This is a genomic window from Streptomyces sp. NPDC002742 (assembly GCF_042888885.1).
Classification (GTDB): Bacteria; Actinomycetota; Actinomycetes; order Streptomycetales; family Streptomycetaceae; genus Streptomyces.
Window position 1 is genome coordinate 506,198 of the sequence record NZ_JBIAQF010000001.1, and the last position, 17,882, is coordinate 524,079.

Consider the following 17,882-nt stretch of genomic DNA (forward strand, 5'->3'; position numbering starts at 1 on the left):
CGGGTGCATCGGATGGTGCCGCCCTGCCATGCTGGGCTTCCGCACACCGAGGGGACTTCATGTCAACGGACCACGACACGGCCCTGTTCGCCGAGCGGCCGTGGTTCGCGGCCAACGAAGTCCTGGCGTTCGTGGTGGAGCTTGTCGCGCTGGCGTGTCTGAGCTGGTGGGGATTCACCACCGGTCACAGCCGGTTGACCCACATCCTGCTCGGCGTGGGGGTGCCCCTGTCGGCCATCGCGCTCTGGTCGTTGTTCGCGGCGCCGAAGGCGCGCCTGCGACCCGGGCTGCCCCTCGTGCTTCTCGTCAAGGCAGTGGTGCTGGGCGGTGGCGCGGCGGCCGTGTACGGAGTGGGGCATCCCGTTGCCGCCGTGGTCATGGCGGTCGTCGTGGTCGCGAACACGGCGGTGGCCGAAACCCTTCGCCGTACCGTGCCCGGCCGGGAGACGGTATCGGAGGGCACGGCCGGTTCATCGGAGTCGGACTGAGGCACAGGAACGGGGGGTGGGCCCACCGAAGCGGGCCCAGGGTGTCGAGAAGGGGATTCAGGCCTGGAACTCGGTGAGATCGATGGCGTGGATGTTGAGCGGGAAGCCGTGGACGGGGTGCGTCGCTTCGCCGTCCAGCTTCATGCCGAGCTTGCGGACGACGTTCTCCGAGGCCTCGTTGCCCATCCGGTTGATGCTGATGACGCGGTCGAGGCCGCGGTCCTGGAGCGCGAACTCCAGCGTGGCGTGGGCGGCTTCGGACGCGTAGCCCTGGCCCCAGAACTGTGAGCCGAACCGCCAGCTGATCGCCACGGCGGGCATGACCTCGGGCAGGTACTCGGGCACGGACAGTCCCGCGAAGCCGGCCATCTCGCCCGAGCCCAGCAGTTCGACGGCGAAGAGACCGAAGCCTTCCTCGTCCCATTCGTCTTCCCACTGCTCGATCGCCTCGGCCGTGGCCTCCAGGTCGAGGACCGACCCGTCGTCGATCCAGCGCATGACGTCGGGGTCCGCGTTGATGTCCGCCATCGGGGCGAGGTCGTCGTCGTACCAGCGGCGGAGGAGGAGGCGGGGGGTGCGGATCTCGGTCATGACACCCATCCTGCCTTACCGGCGAAGTACCGGCTGGTGGAAGGGGGTGGCGACGCATCGCTTCGGGGTGCGCCCGGGAAGCGGGACCGGCCCGGAGCGGCATCCTGCCGTGATTCACCCCCCAGCGGAACCGCGGCGCTGGTTCCTTCGCCCGGCGGCGGCGACGTCACGCATGGCCAGCAGGAAACGTCGTACCGTGGCCAGATCCTTCTCGTCGAACGTACGCATCGACGCCACCATCTCGTTGATCAGCGGCCCGAAGAACGACCAGCCCAGAGTGACGGCCCGGTCCGTGACGGTGATCCGAACCCGTCGGCGGTCGTGGGTGTCCCGCTCCCGGCGGACGAGCTCCAGACGTTCCAGCCTGTCGACCAGGGCCGTGGTCGATGCCGAGTTCACCCCGAGCCGCGCACCGAGCCACCCGGGCGTGGCGGGGGTGTCGGCCCGTGCGGCATCCAGCAGGTGGATCAGCGCACGCACATCCGTGGGGTGCAGCCCGTGGAGTCCGGCGAACTCGGCGGCGAAGAGATCCAGTTCCATGGTGACGGCTCGTAGCAGATGGACCAGTTGCAGGTCCGGTTCCCGATCGTCCACGCTGTCCCTCCCGGCGATATTATCTCGTTCATCGAGATTATCGTTGGTCGAGTAATCATAGGCGGCGATCATGAGTGACGAGGCGGCGTTCCTCTCGGCGTACGACTCCGTTCTGCAGCAGTGGCCCGTGGAGGTCGACAGCGTCGACGTGCCGTCTCGCTACGGCAGTACCCGGGTCCATGTCAGCGGTCCGAAGAACGGCACCCCGCTCGTGCTGCTGCCCGGTGGCGGGACCACCTCCGTGGTGTGGTTCGCCAACGTGGGTGCCCTGTCCGTCGGTCATAGGGTGTACGCCCCGGACCTGATGGGCGACATAGGGCGCAGCGTGCACGACGGAGCGCCTCTGCGCGGAGCCGAGGACCTCATGACCTGGCTCGACACGCTCTTCGACGAGTTGCGTCTCGACGGCGCGCACCTGTGCGGCCACTCCTACGGCGCCTGGATCGCCCTGAACTACGCGCTGCGCGCACCCCGGCGGATCGGCCGCCTCGCGTTGCTGGACCCCACCAACTGCTTCGCCGGCATGAGCGTCCGATATGTCCTGCGCGCACTGCCGATGCTGCTCGGACCCACCGCCGAACGCGTGGAGGCCTTCCACCGGTGGGAAACGGGCCGTACCCCCGAGAATCCCACCTGGCAGGCGTTCCTGGGAAGCACGGCGGGCGCACGCCGGTCGAAGGTCGTCGCCATGCGACGCCCCAGGCCGGAGGAGCTGAGGTCCTGCGCCGTTCCGGCCCTGGTGCTCCTGGCCGGGCGCAGCCGCGCCCACAACGCACGGAGGGCGGCCGCAGGGGCCCGGCGGCTCATGCCCGGGGCGCGTGTCGACCTCCTTTCGAACGCCTCCCACCACTCCCTCCCCACGGAACAACCGGCCGAGCTCAATCGTCTGCTCACGCAGTTCCTGACCTGAACCGTTCAACCGTCAGCGGGCCGCCGGGCAGGGCCGCGCGGCCCGCCAGGCCGGAACGGGCCATTGTTTTGGACCTGTCGACCGGGGCAACCGGCCGTCATGGAGACGAATGACGGCACGGACGAAGTGATCGAGACCCAGGGGGACGAGCATCACGTCGTCCTCAGCGCCGACACCAACGGCGACGGACGCACCGACGTCTGGATGACCGACACCACAGGTGACGGCAAGGCCGATCTCTACCAGTTCGACACCACCGGTGACGGGGAGATCGACCTGACGATGGTCGAACGAGCCGACGAGCCGGGTGTCGACCGGGTCGTGGTCGAGGGCGACGGTGGCCACCCGATGGAGACCTGAGCCTTCGTCACGGATTCCGGCCGCGTCGCGAAACCGGCCTTGCCTCCCACTCCCCGATGCTCCCTGCGGGCACGCGCTGTCGGCTGCGCGGCACCGGGCTTACGAGGTGCCCGTCAGCGGACGCAGCACCGTTGCGCCGGCGCGCAGGATCGCGGACACGGGTGGTCCCACCCACCGGGTCAGTTCGCGCGGCAACGCGGGGTCCAGCTCGATCGTCACTCGGACGTATCGCGTGTGCAGCCGTGCCACCTTGGCGTGGCGGGGTGCGGCCGCGTCCGGTTCCCGCTGCAGGGCGGCTCGGTAGGTGTCCTTGCGCTGATTCACTTCGTGTCCTGACGCTTGATGAGCTCGTCCGCGAGGTCCATGTACGCGGATCCCTTGACCTCGACAGGGCTGCCGAACGACTGGGAGTACAGGTCGAGTCGGGGGATGTGGGTGGACAACACGTCGAAGCCGCGCTCGGTGAGCGCTTCGCGGGCGTCGGCGTCGGGACCGGTACGCGTGGCGTCGGGACGGTTCGTGCGGTTCAGCAGTACGGCGGAGCGGGCGGGGCGGGCGCGCAGGGACTGGACGTCGCCCATCTCGCCGCCGATGGGCGCCATGCGGTCCAGTTCGATGGGGGACGGGGTCACCGGCACGATCCACTCGCTCGCGTACCTCATGACGCTGCGGGCGATGTGGGCGTGGTCCTCCATCTGCGGGGCGTCGAACACCACGGCCTGCCGGTCACCGAGGAAGTCGTTCACGCGCCGGTGCACGTCGCCCACCGGGAGGGAGAACACGGGGAACGGGAAGCCTCCCGCCAGTTCGCTCCAGCGCAGCGCCGATGACGCGGGGTCGCTGTCCACCAGCAGCGGTGAGAAGCCCGACTCGTGCAGGGCGTGGGCCAACCACACCGCGCTCGTCGTCTTGCCCACTCCGGGTTTCAGGTTCACAAAGGCATAGCTCATCGACACAAGGAGCCACGCTAGTGACCGCGTGGGACCGGCGGCCGCCCACGCGGGCGTACCGTCCCGTCGTTCACCCTGCGGCGCCGGTGAATCATCCCAATGGGCCAACACGGTGTGCCCCTCCCCGCGTGAGCCTCCCACGACGTGGCGTCCCGGGCGAAGCCGCCGAAGCGGCCGCCGAAGCGGCCGCCGAAGCGGCCGTCGAGGCGGCTCCCGGCCGAGGCGGTGAGCGGGTGCCGGGGCGGCCGCGACCGCAGCCGTGGTGTCAACTTCGTGGCGTGTCACCGGGGTTGACGTCATGGCCCGGCTCGACCAGCCGGGCCAGGTTGGCCAACGCCATGCGCGTGCCGGTCTCGTTGTCGGCGGCGGGTACCGCGTCCGGCACGCCCTCGTGCACGATGACCACCTCGGTGCCGCCGTCCGTCTCGGCCAGCTCCGTCGTCATGGTCATCTCTCCGCGGAGTCCGGGATCGGCCGTCTCGAACTCGACCACCTCGACGACCCGTTCGTCCGGGACGAGCTCCACGAAGCGGCCGTGGTACGTGTCGGTCCGCGCCTCCGACTTGCCCGTCGCGTCCGGTGCCTCATGCGTGAGTGAGACCCGGAAGGCGCCGCCCTCGCGGGCGTCGAACTCGTGCACCTCGCCGCGCATACCCGTCGGCACCCGCCATCTCGCGACAGCGGTGGCGTCCAGCAGTGCCCGGTAGATCTCCGCTCGCGAGGCGTTCACCCGCCGCGAGACGCGCGTCGTATACACGCCTTTCAGGCTACACAGCGGGGACGCTGACGGAGGGTCAGGCCGGGCGGGCCGCTCTCCCCGAGCCCCCGCGCGACCCCTTGACGAGGTTGGTTCAGACCTTTAGCGTCACGGCAGGTGAGTTCACGGTTGAGCTCATCGTTCAGCTATGTGAACGTCGCCTTCCCCGCCGTCTGCATCCGCTCCACCAGACGAAAGGCCGTGACCGTCATGTTGAACACTCGACCACGTACCCGAACATCAGCCGAACGCGGCGGGAGGCTTCTGGCGACGGCCACCGTCGCGGGCGTCATCGCCGTGGCCACCGTCCTCGGCGCCTCCAGCGCCGGCGCCGCAGACCCGAAGGTCGCGCCCGGCGGCAACTTCGACCTGTCCGTCTGGCAGCTCCAGGAGCCCGTGGGCTCCCCGGGCTCGCCCACCACCATCTCCTCCGCCCGGCTGCAGGGGGCGAACGGCTACCAGGACGCGTACTTCTACACGGACACCCGCGACGGCGCCATGACTTTCTGGGCGCCCGAGAAGGGCGTCACGACGCCCAACTCCTCCTACGCCCGCTCCGAACTGCGGGAGATGAACCGCAGCGGCAGCGCGGCGGACTGGTCGCTCGGCGGCAGCCACCGGCTGAGTGCGACGCTGCGCGTGGTGTCGGTGACGTCCAACGTGTGTGTCGGCCAGATCCACCTCGGCTCCGGAGGATCGTCCACCAAACCCCTGGTGGAGCTGTACTACCGCTCCAGCGGCGACATCGTCGCCGGCACCGAGAACTCGCCGTCCGGCGGACAGACGACCCATACGGTGGGACATGTGGCGGTCGGCAAGACGTGGACCTACACGATCGCCGTCTCCGGCGGCAACACCATCGACCTGACCGTCAACGGCAGCACCACGCACTACGCGATTCCGTCGTCGTTCTTCCCGTACAAGCAGTACTTCAAGGCCGGCTCGTACAACCAGTCGTCCTCCGACAGCACCACGAAGGGGGCGCGAGTCGCCTTCTACGGTCTGAACGTCTCGCACGGCTGACAGGTCGTCGCACGCGACAGAGGGGTGAGCACGGCGAAGGCGCCGCGCTCACCCCTCTGTCGACGGAACGTCCGGTCAGAGCGACGTCATGACGTGCTTGATCCGGGTGTAGTCCTCGAAGCCGTACGCGGAGAGGTCCTTGCCGTAGCCGGACCGCTTGAACCCGCCGTGCGGCATCTCGGCGACCAGCGCCATGTGGGTGTTGATCCACACACAGCCGAAGTCGAGGTTCTTCGACATCCGCATCGCCCGCGCGTGGTCCCTGGTCCACACCGAGGAGGCCAGCGCGTAGTCGACGCCGTTGGCGTACGCGACGGCCTGGTCCTCGTCCGTGAACGACTGGACGGTCATGACCGGGCCGAAGACCTCGTTCTGGACGATCTCGTCGTCCTGCTTCAGGCCCGAGACGACGGTGGGGGCGTAGAAGTAGCCCTTGTCGCCCACCCGGTGGCCGCCCGCCTCGACCCTCGCGTGCTCGGGCAGCCGCTCGATGAAGCCGCTGACCTGGGCGAGCTGGTTCGCGTTGTTGAGCGGTCCGTACAGGACGTCCCCGTCGTCCGGCTGCCCGGTCTTCGTCCCGGCCGCGGCCTCGGCGAGGGCGGCGACGAACTCGTCGTGGACCGACTCGTGGACCAGGACGCGGGTCGCGGCCGTGCAGTCCTGACCGGCGTTGAAGAAGCCGCCGACCACCAGGTCCTCGACCGCCTTCGCCAGGTCGGCGTCCTCGAAGACCACGGCCGGGGCCTTGCCGCCGAGCTCCAGGTGGACCCGCTTGACGTCCTTGGCGGCGCTCTGCGCGACCTGGATGCCCGCGCGCACCGAACCGGTGATGGAGGCCATCGCCGGGGTCGGGTGCTCCACCATCAGCCGACCGGTCTCGCGGTCGCCGCAGACCACGTTGAAAATGCCCTGGGGCAGGCCCAGCTCCGCCAGGACTCCGCCGATGATCTCCGCGATCAGCACCGTGGAGGCCGGGGTGGTGTCCGAGGGCTTGAGGACGACCGCGTTGCCCGCCGCGAGCGCGGGGGCGAACTTCCACACGGCCATCAGCAGGGGGTAGTTCCACGGCGCGACCTGAGCGCACACACCGACCGGCTCACGGCGGATGATCGAGGTCATCCCCTCCATGTACTCGCCGGCCGAGCGGCCCTCCAGCATCCGGGCCGCGCCCGCGAAGAAGCGGACCTGGTCGATCGCCGGGCCGAGCTCCTCGCTGAGGGTGAGGTGCAGCGGCTTGCCGGTGTCCCGGCTCTCCGCGGCGACCAGCTCCTCGGCCCGTGCCTCCATCGCGTCGGCGATCTTCAGCAGGGCGCGCTGCCGCACGGACGGGGTCGCGTCGCGCCAGACGGGGAACGCCGCGGCCGCGGCGGCCATCGCCGCGTCGACCTCGGCCCCGCCCGAGAGCGGGGAGGTCGCGTAGACGTCACCGGTGGTGGGGTCCACCACATCGAGCGTCCGGCCGTCGGCGGCGTCCGCGAAGGCACCGTCGATGTAGTTGCGGAACGTGCTGCTCATGGAACGTCTCTCCTGGTCAGGCGGCGGTACGGGGGGACAGGTGCTCGTGGACGGCGAGCCAGGTGCCGTCCGCGGAGCGGGCGAAGACGATGGTCTCCCGCTCGTGGACCGTCTCCTCGTCGGCGTTGGTGGCGACCCGGGTCTCCACGTCGTGGCTGAACACGGCCGTGTCGCCGAAGGGCTGGACCAGCTGTGCGGACGAGGTGCAGCCGAGGACGCGGAAACCGTCCTCTTCCACCCACTGCTGCCACAGGGCGCGGTACTCGGCCGTGGAGCCGAGCCGCCGCGGGGTGGTGTGGAAGACGAACGTCGCGTCCGGGGCGAAGGCGCCGAAGTAGTCGTCGAGGCGGCCCTCGGCGAACGCGGCGACGAGCGCGTCCGCGGCGGACCGGACTTCCTTGACGGTGGTGGTGCTCATGCGCTGCTCCTGGTCAGGGGCGCCCGGCGGTCAGGACCGGGCGCCCGGTCGGTGGTGTCGGTGACGGTGAGGGATCAGAGCGCCGCGGCGGGCTCGGGGGTCTTCTCCTCGGTGTCACCGGTGATCGGCGTGATGTCGGCGTCGGACGCCGGGACGAAGCGGGGTCCGGCCGGACCGAACACGGCGCGCGGCTCGGGGAACACGACGAGCGCGGCGAGGTAGAGGACGACCGCCAGGGCGAGACCCACCGGCAGCGAGATGTCCGCGCCGTTCGCGAGGTTGCCCAGCGGGCCGACGAACTGGCCCGGCAGGTTGGTGAAGAGGAGCGCCACCACCGCACTGACGATCCAGGTGCCCATGCCGCGCCAGTTCCAGCCGTGCGCGAACCAGTAGCGGCCACCGCGCTGACGGCGGTTGAAGACCTGCAGCGCCTCGGCGTCGTACCAGCCGCGCCGGGTGACGTAGCCGAGCGCCATGACGACCATCCACGGTGCGGTGCAGGTGATGATCAGCGTGGCGAAGGTGGAGATGGACTGCGTGAGGTTGAGCGCGAAGCGGCCGAGGAAGATGAATCCGATGGACAGGACACCGATGAAGAAGGTGGCCTGGACGCGGTTGAAGCGCGGGAAGACGCTGGCGAAGTCCAGCCCCGTTCCGTAGAGGGACGTCGTGCCGGTCGACAGGCCACCGATCAGGGCGATCAGGCAGAGCGGCAGGAAGTACCAGCCGGGGGAGATGGCCAGCAGTCCGCCCACGTAGTTCGGGGCGGCCGGGTCGACGTACTTCGCGGCCTTCGTCGCGATGATCGACGCCGTGGCCAGGCCGAAGACGAAGGGCAGCAGGGTGGCGATCTGGGCGAGGAACGCGGCGCCCATCACGCGGCGGCGCGGGGTGTTCGCGGGGATGTAGCGGGACCAGTCACCCAGGAACGCGCCGAAGGAGACCGGGTTGGAGAGCACGATCAGCGCGGCGCCGATGAACGACGGCCAGAACAGCGCGTCGTGCGTCGAGGCGAAGGCGCCCGCGTAACCGGGGTCGAAGTCACCCGCGAAGGCGAAGGCGCCGAGCACGAAGAGGGCCGAGGCCGCCAGCACCGCGATCTTGTTGACCAGCAGCATGAAGCGGAAGCCGTAGACGCACACGACGAGCACGAGTCCGCCGAAGATCGCGTACGCGATGCCGTAGGTGACGTCCGACTCGGGGACGTGGACCAGCCGGTGCGCGCCGCCGACGAGCGCGTCTCCCGAGGACCACACCGAGATCGAGAAGAACGCGATGGCGGTGAGCAGCGAGAGGAAGGAACCGACGACCCGGCCGTGCACGCCCAGGTGCGCGGAGGAGGAGACCGCGTTGTTCGTGCCGTTGGCGGGGCCGAACAGTGCCATCGGGGCCAGCAGGAGCGCGCCCGCGACCAGGCCGAGGACGGTCGCCGCGAGCCCCTGCCAGAAGGAGAGCCCGAAGAGGATCGGGAACGCGCCCAGCACACAGGTCGCGAAGGTGTTGGCGCCGCCGAAGGCGAGCCGGAACAGGTCGATCGGCCGGGCCGTACGGTCCTCGTCCGGGATTCGCTCGACGCCATATGTCTCGATTTCGGTGACCGAGGTCGTCACGGGCCCTCCAATGTCAGTTAGTGCACCGTTCAAACGGTGGCTTCCACAGTGTGAGGCGCCCGGTGACCTGCGACAATGGTGTCGATCACAGATGAGTACGATGTCTTTTGTGGCCAGCGACAAACTCACCATCGGGGACCTGCTCTCCTCCCCGGCGCTCCAGCTCTCCCTGAAGGCCGGGGGCGGCGGTCTGGACCGGTCCGTGTCCTGGGCGCACGCCAGCGAGCTCGTCGACCCGACGCCATGGCTCCTGGGAGCCGAGCTGATCATGACGGCGGGCCTGGCGATCCCGCGTACCGCCGCCGAGCAGCGCGCGTACCTGGAGCGGCTGGACGACGCCGGGGCGTCCGGTCTCGCGCTCTCCGCGCAGCTGCACATGCCGCCGCTGCACGACGCGTTCTTCGAGGCTGCGGACGAGCGGGGCTTCCCGGTCGTCGAGGTGCCGCTCGCGGTCCCCTTCATCGCGGTCGCCCAGGAGGTCGCGGCCTCGGCCCAGGAGGAAGCGCGGCACCGGCTGGGCGCGCAGCTCCAGGTGTTCGGCGCGCTGCGCTGGCTGGTCACCGAGAACCTCGACACACCGACACTCCTGCGCCGCCTCGAAGGGCTGTCGGGCTACGACGTGTTCCTCTGCACACCCCAGGGCCGCCCGCTCCTGCCCGGAGTCCCCGTGCCGGATGCCGCCGTCCTGCCCGCGTCCGTCGACGCCCCGCCGACGATCCCCGGCGGATTCGTGCTTCCCGTTCCCGCGCCCGGCGGCCCCGCGGGCTTCCTCGTCGCGTACGAGCGCGCGGGCGCCCGGCCCGCGGGACTCGCCGTCGTCCAGCACATCGCCACCGTCGCGGCGCTGCGGCTCGCGATGGTCCGCAACCAGCGCGAGACGCTGCGCCGCGAGGGAGCGGAGACGTTCGCCGAACTGCTGCAGGAGGTGCTCGACCCGGAGGCGGCGCGCCGCCGGCTCGCCCGGCACGCGATCGAGGGCGACACCGTTCTCCTCATCGTGCGCCGCACCACCGACGAGGCACTGCTGCGCTGCCTGGGAGACCGGCCTCATCTGCTGCTCACCCGGGGCGAGGACCACTACGTCCTCGGGGCACCGGAACTGGCGGCGGCCGTCGGTGAACTCCCGGCCGCGGCGGCCGGGGCCAGCCGTCCCTTCCTGCCGGGCGCCGCGCTGAAGGTCGCGCAGCGCGAGGCGCTCTGGGCGGTGTCCAAAGCCGTCGAGTCGGGCCGGCCCGTCGTGCACTACGGCGACGACGGGGCGGGCCGCTGGCTGCCCGACGACCCCGCCGTCCTGGCCGCCCTGGTCGAGCATGTGCTCGGCGACGTCCTTCGCTACGACGAGACCCATGACTCGCGGCTCCTGGTCTCCGCCCGCACCTGGATGGAGCGCGACCGCCGCACCGAGACGGCCGCCGCGGCGCTCCACATCCACCCCAACACCCTCGCCTACCGGCTGCGACGCTTCGGCGCTCTCGCCGACCGTGATCTGACGTCGACCGGGGCCCTGGCCGAGGTCTGGCTGGCGATCCAGGCAGCGGGAGCGCTGGGCCTCACCGACTGATCGGATGCCTGAGCGCCCCTGAGCGGGCCCGTCCCGTTCGAGCACCCGCCCGCGGCACCCGGCGTCGCCGCGCACCGGACGCGTCACTCACTCGCGTCGCCGCGCGGCGGCCTCGACCAGCCGCCGGATGTCGGCGAGATCGGCCTCGAACTCGGCGGTGAGGTCGACGGGCAGGCCCAGCCACGGCCCGAGTGCGCGGTGGCCGGGGAGTTCGCTGTCCGGGAGGTGGCCGCGACGGCTGCGCGGGTCGAGGTCGCCGGGGGTGAAGCGGCCCGCGGCCTCGGAGGCGGCGAATCCGATGACGAAGGTGCTGATCAGGCGTTCCAGCCGGGGAACCTCGGGCGCGGGAACCCCGGCCTCGATGAGGGCGCTGTAGATGATGTCCACCGCGCGCACGGCGTCCGGGGTGACGGCGGGCCGCGAAAAGAGGAGATGTGCGGCCCAGGGGTGATGCTGGGTCACCTTCCGGCAGGCGTGCGCGAGGGCATCGAGCCGTGCGTGCCAGGTCTGCTGCTCGGGCGGATCCGGTGGCAGCAGCGCGGCGAGCAGACGTCCGACCATGCCGTCCAGCAACGCCGCCTTGTCCTTGACGTGCCGGTACAGCGCCATCGGTGTCACGCCGACGCGATCGGCCACCGTGCGCATCGAGACCGCGTCGACGCCGTGCTCGTCGGCGATGGCCAGTGCCGCGTCCAGGATCTCTTCCCGCCTGCCACTCATGGGTCTACAGTGTAGACGTCTACGGCGTATACGTGTACGCCGTACACGTCATGGAGGACGGATGTTGATCGCAGAGGGACTGGTGAAGCGCTACGGCCCGTGTCGCACGCTCGACGGCTTCGACCTGACGGTCCCGGCGGGTGAGATCGTGGGCCTGATCGGTCACAACGGTGCAGGCAAGACGACATTCGTCGAGATCGCCGCCGGTCTCGTACGTCCTGATGCGGGCCGGATCACCATCGCGACGCTCGACGCACTGCGTGCCGGCCGGGCCGCACGGCGGCTCCTCGGCGTGGCTCCACAGGAACTCGCTCTGTACGGCACCGCCACCGTGCGGGAGAACGTGCGGCTGTTCGCCGGGCTCGCGGGGCTGCGCGGACGTCATCGGGACGCGGAGATCGCCCGGGTCCTGGAGGAGCTCCGCCTGACGGCCGTGACGGACCGGACCGTCGGCGCTCTGTCCGGTGGCCAGCGGCGCCGGGTCCAGGCGGCCACCGCGATGGTCGGCTCACCGCCGCTCCTGCTCCTGGACGAGCCGACCGCCGGAGCTGATCCGGAGACCCGCTCGGCTCTGCTGAGCGCCGTCAGGGCTCGCGCCCAGGCGGGCGCCGCCGTCGTCTACACGACCCACTACCTGCCGGAACTGGTCGATCTCGACGCCACGCTGGCTCTCGCGCGGGCCGGGCGGATCATCGCGCGCGGCACCCAGGAAGAGCTCACCCGCCACCTGCCCGGCGAACTCAGGGTGACGTTCGCAGACCCGGCCGAACCCGAGCTGCGCCGGCCGACCACGGACCCCGGTGCCGATCTGGCGGCCCTGCTCGCGTCCGGTCGTACACCCGTGTCCGTCGACGTACGCCGCCCCGGACTGGACGACCTGTACCGGTCGATGGAGATCGTGGCGGCCGGGAGCAAGTCGACGACCGAGCGGGGGGCGGAGCACCGTGACGCCGCCTGAGTCCGCCGCCCGCCTGGGCGTGCTGGTCCGCCACAACGTCCTGCTCATGGCGGGAGAACCCGGACCGGTACTGAGCCGGATGATCCTGCCGCTCGTCTTCATCACGCTGCTGCGCCCGCTCTACCTGGCCGGCCAAGGCCGTACGGCCGGAACGGAACAAGCGGTCGTCGGCACCCTGGTCACCTTCTCGCTGCTCGCCCTCGGCATCTGCGGCAGCGCGATCCTGACCGAACGGCTCGGCCGCACGTGGGACCGCCTGCGCGGAACCGCCCTGCATCCCGCGGAACTGCTCGCGGGCAAGGCCGTCCCCGTCTTCGCGGCCCTGCTCGCCCAGCAGTTCCTCGTCCTGGGCTTCGGTGTGTACGTCTTCGGTCTGCCCGTTCCGCACCCGTTCCTGCTGTTGGGTGTTCTGCTCAGCTGGAGCTTCGCGCTGCTCGGACTCGGCACGCTGCTCGGCGTGCTCGTCCGCAGCATGGGTGCCCTCTCGGCCGCCTACGACATCGGCGGCATGCTGCTGAGCAGTGTCGGCGGCGCACTCGTCCCGCTGGCCGCTCTGCCGGTGTGGGTCTCGGACGTGGCCCCGGCCTCGCCCGGTTACTGGGCGGTCCGCGGCCTGTACGGCGCTCTCGCCGGTGACGCGTGCACCGTCGCGGTGGCCTGCGGAGTGCTTCTCGGCGTGGCACTGGTCAGCGGCGCCGTGGCCTCGGTCCGACTGCGGGGCCGCGGCGGTCGGCTGGTGGCGCTCTAGGTGATTGACTCCTTGAACTCCCTTGTCCGGTCCTGGAGTTCAAGGTCGTCGACCGGATCGGGCGGGGCGGTCAGTCGGGTCGGCGCAGGCCCGCGATGAGGAGCCCGACCAGCCGTCGCGCGTCGTAGCGGGGGTCGTTGTGGGCGCCGATGCAGAGGTTGCCGACGCCGCGCATGAGTTCGTAGGCCGTCACGCCGGGGCGGATCTCGCCGGAGTCGGCCGCGGCGTCGAGGAGTTGGGCGCAGACGGGGACGAGGCGGTCGATGAAGTAGGTGTGCAGGGCGTCGAAGGCCGTGTTGTCGGGCTGCAGAACGGCGGCGAGTCCGTGCTTGGTGACGAGGAAGTCGACGAAGAGGTCGATCCACTGGGCCAGCGCGGAATGAGGGGAGGCGCAGTCCCTCAGCAGGACCGGCCCCGCCTCGGCGCACGCTTCGACCTGGTGCCGGTAGACGGCGACGATGAGATCCGCCCGCGTCGGGAAGTGCCGGTAGATCGTGGCCGTCCCGACGCCGGCCCGGGCCGCGATGTCGCGTACGGGTGCCTCCACGCCGGACGTGGCGAAGACCGCGGCGGCCGCGTCGAGGAGCGTCTCCTGGTTGCGCCGGGCGTCGGCCCGCCTGGGCCGGGCCGTCTGCCGCGCGGCCCTCTCGTCGCTGTCGCTCATCGCATCCTTTCCTCCATGGCCGAGCCATCAAACGGAACACCGTTCCGTATCGCCTTGCTAAGCGGGACGGTGTTCCGTATCGTGAAACGGGACGGCGTTCCGTTTGTTCATGATGGCAGATCAGGGACCCGACAACCAATCCGCGCTGCCATCTCGCCTCACCCTCGACGGAGGAGACACGATCATGCAGTACCGCACCTTGGGCCGCACCGGTGTGCAGGTCAGCACCCTCGCGCTCGGCGCGATGAACTTCGGCAGGATCGGGCGCACCACCCAGGACGAGGCCACCGCCATCGTCGACGCCGCTCTCGACGGCGGGATCAACCTCATCGACACCGCCGACATGTACGGCGAAGGCGAGTCGGAGGAGATGGTCGGCAAAGCCATCGCCGGCCGCCGCGACGACATCGTGCTCGCCACGAAGGCGGGCATGCCGATGGGTGACGAGCGCAACCACCGGGGCGCTTCGCGCCGCTGGCTGGTCACCGAGCTGGACAACAGTCTGCGCCGGCTCGGTGTCGACCACGTCGATCTCTACCAGATCCACCGCTGGGACCCGGGCACGGGTGACGAGGAGACGCTGTCGGCCCTGACCGACCTGCAACGCGCGGGAAAGATCCGCTACTTCGGCTCCTCGACCTTCCCCGCGTACCGCATGGTGCAGGCCCAATGGGCCGCCCGCGAGCATCACTTGAGGCCCTACGTCACCGAACAGCCCAGCTACTCGATCCTGCAACGGGGGATCGAGGCCCATGTCCTGCCCGTGAGCGAGGAGTACGGGCTCGGTGTCCTGGTGTGGAGCCCGTTGGCCTCCGGCTGGCTGTCGGGCGCGGTCCGTGCGGGCCGGGAGATCACCACCAGCCGCTCCAGGCTGATGCCACAACGCTTCGACATCACCATCCCCGCCAACCGGGCCAGGCTCGACGCCGTCGAGAAACTGGCCGACCTCGCCGACGGGGCCGGCCTGACCATGATCCAGCTCGCGCTCGGATTCGTGACGGCGCATCCCGCCGTCACGAGCGCGCTCATCGGCCCCCGCACGCCGGAACACCTGTACGCGCAGCTCGCCGCGGCCGACACCGTGCTCCCCGCCGACGTCCTCGACGCGATCGACGCGATCGTCGCCCCCGGCACGGACCTCGCCGCCCACGAGAAGTTCGACACTCCGCCCGCGCTCCTCGACCCGTCACTGCGACGCCGCTGAGCCTCCGGAGACAGCCCTCCTCGTATTCGCCCGCAGCTCGCGAGACGGCGGGCATCGCGCGGATGCCTCGCGAGGGACTGCTCGTTCTCCATCGGCGGAGGTGTGCCTCCGCCCGGTACCCCGCCGTTGGTCCACTTCGGGCGGTCCAGGTGCCCGTGCGGACCGGAGAGTCGGTACGGCGGGTTCGTGCCGGGGCCTCAAGGGAATGCCTACGCGCAGGCGTTCGAACGGTTTCACCGACGTTCCATCTGTGGGCGGGGGCAACGGCGATGAGAACACCAGGGGCGATGTGGGACGGGTGGCGCTCACGGAGGTACGAGGCCAGGCGCAGGGTGCGCGACGCCGGGGAGTGGGAACGGGCGACCGGCCACAAGGACTGGGGCGACGACCGGATCGGTACCGCCCTGACGGCCGTGCTCGACCTGCGTGAGTCCCTCGATGCCCGGCGCCTGTCGGCACTTCGCCCCGGCGTCGAACTGGGCGTGACGGAGGTCAAGGAGGCCTGGGCCGGGATGGACGGGGGACCCTACGCCTTCACGCTGAACCTCCTCGAACGTCTCCGTGACGCGCGACTCGTCACCATCGCCCCGGCCGACGACGGCAGGATGCGGGTCACCGTCCCCGAAGGACTGCACGACCGTCTGAGGTCACGCTGGCCGGCGGACGAGGAGGCCGAGTGGCACGAGCGCCTCCTCGGCAATGCCCGGGTACTGGCGCAACCCGGCGGCACCTGGCTGGATCTGCCCCTTCTGGCCGGGTACTGGTGGCGGAACCTGGTGTGGCACATGTGGCACTGCGATCCCGGGAAGGCCGCGGCGCTGCTCGGGGATCCGCGTTGGCAGATCGCCAGGATCCAGCGCTTCGAGGTGCGGGGACTGCTGGCCGACCTGACGCTGGTCGACTCCCCGTCGGCGAGGGTCACCGCTTCGACGATCGACGAGGTCATCGGCGGCCTGGATCCCGACGCACCCCACGATCCGGGGGAGTTGGCCCAGGATCTGCTGCGCGCCCTGGGCCACGCCGGACAGGCCGCCGCCGTCCGGCAACCGCAAGGGCTGCACGCGGTGCTGCAACTACCGCGGTTCACGCAGGACTTCGCCATGTCGCCGGACAACACCTGGCTGGTGGCGGTCGGTCGGGACAAGCACATCAGGATCTACGACGTGGCGACCCGGGCCGTTCGCCGGGTGATCCCGGCACAGCCGGAGGTGGGTTACCACTGCGCCGTGGCTCCGGACTGCAGCTTCGTCATGACCCGGTCCGCCGGTGAGGGCGCGCGGGCGTGGGACCCGGTCGACGGCGAGGAGCGGATCCCGTTCGAAGCCGGCCATGTGACGGGTTCCGTGTACGGACCCGACGACATGTGGCTCGCCTACGACGCGGCCACCGGCGATCTCGTCAACCCGTTCACCGGCGAACGCCTGCCGACGAAGCCTCTGGCACGGCAGGTGGGGCATCTGGCCCTCGCCGCCGACGGGTCGGTCCTCGCCATGGGGAACGCGCGCGGTCAACTCGGGCTCTGGGACCCGCGTACCGGCCGCCGGATCGCGGAGCTGCCAGACCACCGGCACGCGGTCAACCGGCTCGGCATGGCCGCGGACGGCTCCTGGATCGCGATCGGTGACGTGTACGGCATCAGGGTCCTGGAACTCCCCAGCGGGGACGAGCGATTCACGCTGCCGCAGAGAGGCACCGACTTCGTCACCACCGATGACTGGCTGGCCGTGCCCGACTTCGGACGGGTGCAGATCCGGTCCATCCGCACGGGCGACCTGCTGCGCACGCTCGAAGTCCACACGGACAACGTTCTCGAGTGCCACATGTCGCCCGACCGGAGGTACCTGCTGACGATGGACCGTGAAGGCACCCTCATCGTGTGGGACGCGGCCACCGTCGTCGCCTGACTTCGCGCGCGGGTGTGCGTCTGGGGGGCTGTGGGTCTGTCGCGGTCCGACTGGGGAGCCCGTCCCCACAGTCGGACCGGACAGGTCCTGTTCGTCGAGGTGCGCCAGGATCAGGTCGGGGTCCCTGGCGGTGCCCCGGCCCGCGCCGTCGCGGACTCGGAGGACAGGTCCGGCCGGGTCTGGCCGGTGGTTCCGTAGGCGGCCATGAACATGTCCAGGAGGCCGTCGATCACGTCCTCGTCGATGGGGCGGGTCGACAGCAGGCTGCGGTAGTACAGGGCGCCGCACAGCACCTCGGCGGCGAATTCCAGGTTCACCTCCGCGGCCAGTTCGCCGGTGCGCTGGGCGCGGGTGATCCGGTCGAGGGTGCTCTGCTCGACAGTGGCGAGGAAGCGTTCGTGCAGCGTCGCACGCAGCCCGGCATCCCCCTGAGCCTCGGCGATGACCGCGCGGTAGACGGGGCCGATCGGCGGGCTGGACAGGGCGAGACCCGAACGGAGGAACTGCTCGCGCAGATCCTCGCGGATGTGGCCCGTGTCGCGGTAGTCCAGGTCGCTGGTCCACACGCGACTGAGCGCGTCGAGCAGCAGCGCCGCCTTCGAGGGCCAGCGCCGGTAGATCGTGTGCTTTCCGACCCCGGCCCGGCGGCCGACGGCCTCGATGCTCAGGCCCGCGTACCCGACCTCCGCGGCCAGGTCGAGGGTCGCCTGCAGCAGCTCGTCGGTGCGCGGGGCGCCTCGGCGCCGTGGCGTGGCGGGCGGTTCGGTCATGAGGCCAGTTTATCGGCACGTGTCGTGCCGTTGACAACGCCGGGGTCGGGCGGAATATTCTTCCTCATCGGCACGACCCGTGCCGATGATGGAAATGTGGCGCGTCGCCATCCGCGGGCCCAAGATTCCGCGCATCG

At 70.5% G+C, this 17,882-nt stretch carries 20 protein-coding genes; 9 read left to right on the forward strand and 11 right to left on the reverse strand.

What is annotated here, in order from left to right; translation table 11 throughout:
• The first annotated feature begins 59 nt into the window (after positions 1–59).
• On the forward strand, positions 60–488 hold the full coding sequence (locus ACFYW8_RS02200; protein ID WP_389066212.1) for a YrdB family protein: 429 nt from the start codon (positions 60–62) through the stop codon (positions 486–488).
• Between the two features lie 57 nt (positions 489–545).
• On the opposite strand, the gene ACFYW8_RS02205 is transcribed toward ACFYW8_RS02200, so the two are convergent.
• Both ACFYW8_RS02205 and ACFYW8_RS02210 read right to left on the reverse strand, forming a co-directional pair.
• Positions 546–1,079, reverse strand: coding sequence for a GNAT family N-acetyltransferase (locus ACFYW8_RS02205; protein ID WP_365877420.1), 534 nt, complete (start codon positions 1,077–1,079; stop codon positions 546–548).
• 114 nt (positions 1,080–1,193) lie between these two features.
• Positions 1,194–1,619, reverse strand: coding sequence for a MarR family winged helix-turn-helix transcriptional regulator (locus ACFYW8_RS02210; RefSeq protein WP_389066604.1), 426 nt, complete (start codon positions 1,617–1,619; stop codon positions 1,194–1,196).
• Positions 1,620–1,743: 124 nt separating this feature from the next.
• Here ACFYW8_RS02210 and ACFYW8_RS02215 point away from each other — a divergent pair, with 124 nt between their 5' ends.
• Positions 1,744–2,583 carry an alpha/beta fold hydrolase gene (locus tag ACFYW8_RS02215; RefSeq protein WP_389066218.1) on the forward strand — a complete coding sequence of 280 codons (840 nt, stop codon included), beginning with the start codon at positions 1,744–1,746 and terminating at the stop codon, positions 2,581–2,583.
• Positions 2,584–2,682: 99 nt separating this feature from the next.
• The gene (locus tag ACFYW8_RS02220) at positions 2,683–2,943 is read left to right on the forward strand and encodes a hypothetical protein (RefSeq protein WP_261705160.1); all 261 of its coding nucleotides are present in this window, start codon (positions 2,683–2,685) and stop codon (positions 2,941–2,943) included.
• Positions 2,944–3,042: 99 nt separating this feature from the next.
• Here ACFYW8_RS02220 and ACFYW8_RS02225 read toward each other — a convergent pair whose 3' ends face one another.
• The 3 genes from ACFYW8_RS02225 to ACFYW8_RS02235 all read right to left on the reverse strand — a co-directional run bounded on the left by ACFYW8_RS02225 (position 3,043) and on the right by ACFYW8_RS02235 (position 4,650).
• A complete protein-coding gene (locus tag ACFYW8_RS02225) occupies positions 3,043–3,267 on the reverse strand; it encodes a hypothetical protein (RefSeq protein ID WP_365877416.1) in 225 nt (74 codons plus the stop codon).
• Positions 3,264–3,878, reverse strand: coding sequence for a hypothetical protein (locus ACFYW8_RS02230; protein ID WP_389066228.1), 615 nt, complete (start codon positions 3,876–3,878; stop codon positions 3,264–3,266). The genes ACFYW8_RS02225 and ACFYW8_RS02230 overlap by 4 nt, the downstream gene beginning before the upstream one ends.
• A gap of 280 nt (positions 3,879–4,158) precedes the next feature.
• A complete protein-coding gene (locus ACFYW8_RS02235; protein ID WP_389066232.1) occupies positions 4,159–4,650 on the reverse strand; it encodes an SRPBCC domain-containing protein in 492 nt (163 codons plus the stop codon).
• A gap of 210 nt (positions 4,651–4,860) precedes the next feature.
• Here ACFYW8_RS02235 and ACFYW8_RS02240 point away from each other — a divergent pair, with 210 nt between their 5' ends.
• Positions 4,861–5,673: a polysaccharide lyase family 7 protein gene (locus ACFYW8_RS02240; RefSeq protein ID WP_389066608.1), complete on the forward strand. Its 813-nt coding sequence runs from the start codon at positions 4,861–4,863 to the stop codon at positions 5,671–5,673.
• A gap of 75 nt (positions 5,674–5,748) precedes the next feature.
• Here ACFYW8_RS02240 and ACFYW8_RS02245 read toward each other — a convergent pair whose 3' ends face one another.
• From ACFYW8_RS02245 to ACFYW8_RS02255, 3 genes are all read right to left on the reverse strand, one after another.
• Positions 5,749–7,188, reverse strand: a complete 1,440-nt coding sequence (locus ACFYW8_RS02245) for a gamma-aminobutyraldehyde dehydrogenase (RefSeq protein ID WP_389066234.1) — start codon at positions 7,186–7,188, stop codon at positions 5,749–5,751.
• 16 nt (positions 7,189–7,204) lie between these two features.
• Positions 7,205–7,606 (reverse strand): YybH family protein, encoded by a 402-nt coding sequence (locus ACFYW8_RS02250; RefSeq protein ID WP_389066238.1) that lies wholly within the window; start codon positions 7,604–7,606, stop codon positions 7,205–7,207.
• A 74-nt stretch (positions 7,607–7,680) separates the two neighbouring features.
• Positions 7,681–9,216 (reverse strand): purine-cytosine permease family protein, encoded by a 1,536-nt coding sequence (locus ACFYW8_RS02255; protein WP_389066241.1) that lies wholly within the window; start codon positions 9,214–9,216, stop codon positions 7,681–7,683.
• Between the two features lie 100 nt (positions 9,217–9,316).
• Between ACFYW8_RS02255 and ACFYW8_RS02260 the strand changes: the two genes are divergently transcribed.
• Positions 9,317–10,777 (forward strand): PucR family transcriptional regulator, encoded by a 1,461-nt coding sequence (locus ACFYW8_RS02260; protein ID WP_389066613.1) that lies wholly within the window; start codon positions 9,317–9,319, stop codon positions 10,775–10,777.
• A gap of 87 nt (positions 10,778–10,864) precedes the next feature.
• Here ACFYW8_RS02260 and ACFYW8_RS02265 read toward each other — a convergent pair whose 3' ends face one another.
• On the reverse strand, positions 10,865–11,497 hold the full coding sequence (locus ACFYW8_RS02265; protein WP_389066244.1) for a TetR/AcrR family transcriptional regulator: 633 nt from the start codon (positions 11,495–11,497) through the stop codon (positions 10,865–10,867).
• Positions 11,498–11,558: 61 nt separating this feature from the next.
• Between ACFYW8_RS02265 and ACFYW8_RS02270 the strand changes: the two genes are divergently transcribed.
• Together ACFYW8_RS02270 and ACFYW8_RS02275 are read left to right on the forward strand one after the other, a co-directional pair.
• A complete protein-coding gene (locus tag ACFYW8_RS02270) occupies positions 11,559–12,455 on the forward strand; it encodes an ABC transporter ATP-binding protein (RefSeq protein ID WP_389066248.1) in 897 nt (298 codons plus the stop codon).
• Complete coding sequence (locus tag ACFYW8_RS02275; RefSeq protein WP_389066252.1) at positions 12,442–13,203, forward strand: ABC transporter permease; 762 nt, start codon at positions 12,442–12,444, stop codon at positions 13,201–13,203. Before ACFYW8_RS02270 ends, ACFYW8_RS02275 begins: the two co-directional genes overlap by 14 nt.
• 70 nt (positions 13,204–13,273) lie before the next feature.
• Here the strand turns inward: ACFYW8_RS02275 and ACFYW8_RS02280 are convergent, their stop codons facing one another.
• Positions 13,274–13,867, reverse strand: coding sequence for a TetR/AcrR family transcriptional regulator (locus tag ACFYW8_RS02280; RefSeq protein WP_389066255.1), 594 nt, complete (start codon positions 13,865–13,867; stop codon positions 13,274–13,276).
• Between the two features lie 184 nt (positions 13,868–14,051).
• On the opposite strand from ACFYW8_RS02280, the gene ACFYW8_RS02285 reads away from it, so the two are divergent.
• Together ACFYW8_RS02285 and ACFYW8_RS02290 are read left to right on the forward strand one after the other, a co-directional pair.
• Positions 14,052–15,071, forward strand: coding sequence for an aldo/keto reductase (locus tag ACFYW8_RS02285; RefSeq protein WP_389066259.1), 1,020 nt, complete (start codon positions 14,052–14,054; stop codon positions 15,069–15,071).
• Positions 15,072–15,340: 269 nt separating this feature from the next.
• On the forward strand, positions 15,341–16,975 hold the full coding sequence (locus tag ACFYW8_RS02290) for a WD40 repeat domain-containing protein (protein ID WP_389066262.1): 1,635 nt from the start codon (positions 15,341–15,343) through the stop codon (positions 16,973–16,975).
• Positions 16,976–17,085: 110 nt separating this feature from the next.
• On the opposite strand, the gene ACFYW8_RS02295 is transcribed toward ACFYW8_RS02290, so the two are convergent.
• Positions 17,086–17,745, reverse strand: a complete 660-nt coding sequence (locus tag ACFYW8_RS02295; protein WP_389066268.1) for a TetR/AcrR family transcriptional regulator — start codon at positions 17,743–17,745, stop codon at positions 17,086–17,088.
• Between the last annotated feature and the right edge of the window lie 137 nt (positions 17,746–17,882).